1 protein-coding gene is annotated in these 251 nt (G+C 53.0%); it reads left to right on the top strand.

Going from position 1 to position 251, the window contains the following annotated elements:
* Positions 1-251, top strand: a 251-nt coding sequence (locus DC347_RS21365; RefSeq protein WP_206073985.1) for an alpha-amylase family glycosyl hydrolase, incomplete at both ends; no start/stop codon positions are given.

Raw genomic sequence — 251 nt, 5'->3', positions numbered from 1 at the left:
GTCGAAAATCACTGATGTGTTTCAAGGTGATGCGCTTTACGCCAAGGGTGATGCGACAGCTGCGGAACTGGTCACTCTTACCGGTAATCATGATGTTATGCGTTTCGCACACGCGGTGCGTGAGGCAAAGCCTCATGCCTCTTTTGATGAGGTCATGAGACGAGTGCGCCTGGCTTACGCGGTCATCCTGTTCTCACGTGGAATTCCCGCCATTTACTATGGAGATGAGCAAGGCTTCACCGGAGAGGGAG

Origin of the sequence: Pseudarthrobacter sp. AG30 (genome assembly GCF_003116525.1) — a bacterium.
In the GTDB taxonomy this organism is placed as follows: Bacteria; Actinomycetota; Actinomycetes; order Actinomycetales; family Micrococcaceae; genus Arthrobacter.
Note: the sequence above shows the minus strand (reverse complement) of the source record. Positions and strands in the feature narration are given on the sequence as shown.